The sequence below is a fragment of the Pseudomonas sp. BN414 genome, assembly GCF_029871275.1.
GTDB lineage: Bacteria > Pseudomonadota > Gammaproteobacteria > Pseudomonadales > Pseudomonadaceae > Metapseudomonas > Metapseudomonas resinovorans_C.
In genome coordinates this window covers 1-5,152 of record NZ_SSOL01000015.1, presented here as the reverse complement: position 1 = coordinate 5,152, position 5,152 = coordinate 1, and the positions used below count along the sequence as shown (strand labels likewise).

Sequence of the window (5,152 nt, the reverse complement as noted above, 5' to 3'; positions counted from 1 at the left end):
CTTGATCGAAACGCTCTTTAACAACTGAATCAAGCAATTCGTGTGGGTGCTTGTGAAGTAAGACTGGTAGTCAACTGATTATCAGCATCACAAGTAACACTCGTGAATTCGAGAGTTTATTTGCGATTGCTGAGCCAAGTTTAGGGTTTTCTCAAAACCCAAGCAGTATTGAACTGAAGAGTTTGATCATGGCTCAGATTGAACGCTGGCGGCAGGCCTAACACATGCAAGTCGAGCGGCAGCGGGTCCTTCGGGATGCCGGCGAGCGGCGGACGGGTGAGTAATGCCTAGGAATCTGCCTGGTAGTGGGGGATAACGTTCGGAAACGGACGCTAATACCGCATACGTCCTACGGGAGAAAGTGGGGGATCTTCGGACCTCACGCTATCAGATGAGCCTAGGTCGGATTAGCTAGTTGGTGGGGTAAAGGCTCACCAAGGCGACGATCCGTAACTGGTCTGAGAGGATGATCAGTCACACTGGAACTGAGACACGGTCCAGACTCCTACGGGAGGCAGCAGTGGGGAATATTGGACAATGGGCGAAAGCCTGATCCAGCCATGCCGCGTGTGTGAAGAAGGTCTTCGGATTGTAAAGCACTTTAAGTTGGGAGGAAGGGCAGCTAGTTAATACCTGGTTGTTTTGACGTTACCAACAGAATAAGCACCGGCTAACTTCGTGCCAGCAGCCGCGGTAATACGAAGGGTGCAAGCGTTAATCGGAATTACTGGGCGTAAAGCGCGCGTAGGTGGTTCAGCAAGTTAGAGGTGAAATCCCCGGGCTCAACCTGGGAACTGCCTCTAAAACTACTGAGCTAGAGTACGGTAGAGGGTGGTGGAATTTCCTGTGTAGCGGTGAAATGCGTAGATATAGGAAGGAACACCAGTGGCGAAGGCGACCACCTGGACTGATACTGACACTGAGGTGCGAAAGCGTGGGGAGCAAACAGGATTAGATACCCTGGTAGTCCACGCCGTAAACGATGTCGACTAGCCGTTGGGATCCTTGAGATCTTAGTGGCGCAGCTAACGCGATAAGTCGACCGCCTGGGGAGTACGGCCGCAAGGTTAAAACTCAAATGAATTGACGGGGGCCCGCACAAGCGGTGGAGCATGTGGTTTAATTCGAAGCAACGCGAAGAACCTTACCTGGCCTTGACATGCTGAGAACTTTCCAGAGATGGATTGGTGCCTTCGGGAACTCAGACACAGGTGCTGCATGGCTGTCGTCAGCTCGTGTCGTGAGATGTTGGGTTAAGTCCCGTAACGAGCGCAACCCTTGTCCTTAGTTACCAGCACGTTATGGTGGGCACTCTAAGGAGACTGCCGGTGACAAACCGGAGGAAGGTGGGGATGACGTCAAGTCATCATGGCCCTTACGGCCAGGGCTACACACGTGCTACAATGGTCGGTACAAAGGGTTGCCAAGCCGCGAGGTGGAGCTAATCCCATAAAACCGATCGTAGTCCGGATCGCAGTCTGCAACTCGACTGCGTGAAGTCGGAATCGCTAGTAATCGTGAATCAGAATGTCACGGTGAATACGTTCCCGGGCCTTGTACACACCGCCCGTCACACCATGGGAGTGGGTTGCTCCAGAAGTAGCTAGTCTAACCGCAAGGGGGACGGTTACCACGGAGTGATTCATGACTGGGGTGAAGTCGTAACAAGGTAGCCGTAGGGGAACCTGCGGCTGGATCACCTCCTTAATCGAAGACTTCAGCTTCTTCATAAGTTCCCACACGAATTGCTTGATTCAATTGCGAAGGCGATTGGGTCTGTAGCTCAGTTGGTTAGAGCGCACCCCTGATAAGGGTGAGGTCGGCAGTTCGAATCTGCCCAGACCCACCAATTGTCGCGGGGTCGTATGACCGGTTGACATTGGGGCCATAGCTCAGCTGGGAGAGCGCCTGCTTTGCACGCAGGAGGTCAGGAGTTCGATCCTCCTTGGCTCCACCATCTCCAGGCTGACCAAGAGTCCAGAATTGAATATCTCGCGTGGGATATTGAATTCTGAACTTTGCTTCAGAATCGTTCTTTAAAAATTCGGGTATGTGATAGAAGTGACTTGTTGAGTGTTTCACTGCACTCAATAATTCAAGGTAAAATTTGCGAGTTCAAGCGCGAATTTTCGGCGAATGTCGTCTTCACCCCTATGATCACAGGCAGATTGCTTGGGGTTATATGGTCAAGTGAAGAAGCGCATACGGTGGATGCCTTGGCAGTCAGAGGCGATGAAAGACGTGGTAGCCTGCGATAAGCTTCGGGGAGTCGGCAAACAGACTTTGATCCGGAGATCTCTGAATGGGGGAACCCACCTAGGATAACCTAGGTATCTTGTACTGAATCCATAGGTGCAAGAGGCGAACCAGGGGAACTGAAACATCTAAGTACCCTGAGGAACAGAAATCAACCGAGATTCCCTTAGTAGTGGCGAGCGAACGGGGATTAGCCCTTAAGCTTCTTGGATTTTAGCGGAACGCTCTGGAAAGTGCGGCCATAGTGGGTGATAGCCCCGTACGCGAAAGGGTCCAGGAAGTGAAATCGAGTAGGACGGAGCACGTGAAACTTTGTCTGAATATGGGGGGACCATCCTCCAAGGCTAAATACTACTGACTGACCGATAGTGAACCAGTACCGTGAGGGAAAGGCGAAAAGAACCCCGGAGAGGGGAGTGAAATAGAACCTGAAACCGTATGCGTACAAGCAGTGGGAGCCTACTTTGTTAGGTGACTGCGTACCTTTTGTATAATGGGTCAGCGACTTATATTCAGTGGCGAGCTTAACCGAATAGGGGAGGCGTAGCGAAAGCGAGTCTTAATAGGGCGTTTAGTCGCTGGGTATAGACCCGAAACCGGGCGATCTATCCATGGGCAGGTTGAAGGTTGGGTAACACTAACTGGAGGACCGAACCGACTACCGTTGAAAAGTTAGCGGATGACCTGTGGATCGGAGTGAAAGGCTAATCAAGCTCGGAGATAGCTGGTTCTCCTCGAAAGCTATTTAGGTAGCGCCTCACGTATCACTCCAGGGGGTAGAGCACTGTTTCGGCTAGGGGGTCATCCCGACTTACCAAACCGATGCAAACTCCGAATACCTGGAAGTGTCAGCGTGGGAGACACACGGCGGGTGCTAACGTCCGTCGTGAAAAGGGAAACAACCCAGACCGTCAGCTAAGGTCCCAAAGTTCTAGTTAAGTGGGAAACGATGTGGGAAGGCTTAGACAGCTAGGAGGTTGGCTTAGAAGCAGCCATCCTTTAAAGAAAGCGTAATAGCTCACTAGTCGAGTCGGCCTGCGCGGAAGATGTAACGGGGCTCAAACTAGACACCGAAGCTACGGGTTCGTCGTAAGACGAGCGGTAGAGGAGCGTTCTGTAAGCCTGTGAAGGTGAGTTGAGAAGCTTGCTGGAGGTATCAGAAGTGCGAATGCTGACATGAGTAACGACAATGCGAGTGAAAAACTCGCACGCCGAAAGACCAAGGGTTCCTGCGCAACGTTAATCGACGCAGGGTGAGTCGGCCCCTAAGGCGAGGCAGAAATGCGTAGTCGATGGGAAACGGGTTAATATTCCCGTACTTCTAGTTATTGCGATGGGGGGACGGAGAAGGCTAGGCCAGCTTGGCGTTGGTTGTCCAAGTTTAAGGTGGTAGGCCGAACACTTAGGCAAATCCGGGTGTTCAAGGCCGAGAGCTGATGACGAGTGTTCTTTTAGAACACGAAGTGGTTGATGCCATGCTTCCAGGAAAAGCCTCTAAGCTTCAGATAACTAGGAACCGTACCCCAAACCGACACAGGTGGTTGGGTAGAGAATACCAAGGCGCTTGAGAGAACTCGGGTGAAGGAACTAGGCAAAATGGCACCGTAACTTCGGGAGAAGGTGCGCCGGTGAGGGTGAACGATTTACTCGGTAAGCCCATGCCGGTCGAAGATACCAGGCCGCTGCGACTGTTTATTAAAAACACAGCACTCTGCAAACACGAAAGTGGACGTATAGGGTGTGACGCCTGCCCGGTGCCGGAAGGTTAATTGATGGGGTTAGCGCAAGCGAAGCTCTTGATCGAAGCCCCGGTAAACGGCGGCCGTAACTATAACGGTCCTAAGGTAGCGAAATTCCTTGTCGGGTAAGTTCCGACCTGCACGAATGGCGTAACGATGGCGGCGCTGTCTCCACCCGAGACTCAGTGAAATTGAAATCGCTGTGAAGATGCAGTGTATCCGCGGCTAGACGGAAAGACCCCGTGAACCTTTACTGTAGCTTTGCACTGGACTTTGAGCCTGCTTGTGTAGGATAGGTGGGAGGCTTTGAAGCGAGGACGCCAGTTCTCGTGGAGCCATCCTTGAAATACCACCCTGGCATGCTTGAGGTTCTAACTCTGGTCCGTCATCCGGATCGAGGACAGTGTATGGTGGGCAGTTTGACTGGGGCGGTCTCCTCCTAAAGAGTAACGGAGGAGTACGAAGGTGCGCTCAGACCGGTCGGAAATCGGTCGCAGAGTATAAAGGCAAAAGCGCGCTTGACTGCGAGACAGACACGTCGAGCAGGTACGAAAGTAGGTCTTAGTGATCCGGTGGTTCTGTATGGAAGGGCCATCGCTCAACGGATAAAAGGTACTCCGGGGATAACAGGCTGATACCGCCCAAGAGTTCATATCGACGGCGGTGTTTGGCACCTCGATGTCGGCTCATCACATCCTGGGGCTGAAGCCGGTCCCAAGGGTATGGCTGTTCGCCATTTAAAGTGGTACGCGAGCTGGGTTTAGAACGTCGTGAGACAGTTCGGTCCCTATCTGCCGTGGACGTTTGAGATTTGAGAGGGGCTGCTCCTAGTACGAGAGGACCGGAGTGGACGAACCTCTGGTGTTCCGGTTGTCACGCCAGTGGCATCGCCGGGTAGCTATGTTCGGAAGAGATAACCGCTGAAAGCATCTAAGCGGGAAACTCGCCTCAAGATGAGATCTCACTGGGATCTTGAATCCCCTAAAGGGCCGTCGAAGACTACGACGTTGATAGGTTGGGTGTGTAAGCGCTGTGAGGCGTTGAGCTAACCAATACTAATTGCCCGTGAGGCTTGACCATATAACACCCAAACAATCTGGTGATTGTGGGTGCGACTGGTTGAAGTCGACAGACCGAAAATTGGCCTGAACCGCAAA

General features: G+C 52.4%; 2 tRNA genes and 2 rRNA genes. All 4 read left to right on the top strand.

Annotated features, from left to right (window positions below):
• The first annotated feature begins 170 nt into the window (after positions 1–170).
• The 4 genes from E8E95_RS00115 (at position 171) to E8E95_RS00100 (ending at position 5,075) form a co-directional block, all read left to right on the top strand.
• Positions 171–1,707 (top strand): 16S ribosomal RNA (locus E8E95_RS00115).
• A gap of 65 nt (positions 1,708–1,772) precedes the next feature.
• Positions 1,773–1,849: transfer RNA gene (locus E8E95_RS00110), tRNA-Ile, on the top strand.
• 32 nt (positions 1,850–1,881) lie between these two features.
• Positions 1,882–1,957 (top strand) — tRNA-Ala (locus E8E95_RS00105).
• 227 nt (positions 1,958–2,184) lie between these two features.
• Positions 2,185–5,075 (top strand): 23S ribosomal RNA (locus E8E95_RS00100).
• Together the 16S and 23S rRNA genes with 2 tRNA genes alongside form the textbook arrangement of a ribosomal RNA operon.
• Positions 5,076–5,152: the final 77 nt, after the last annotated feature.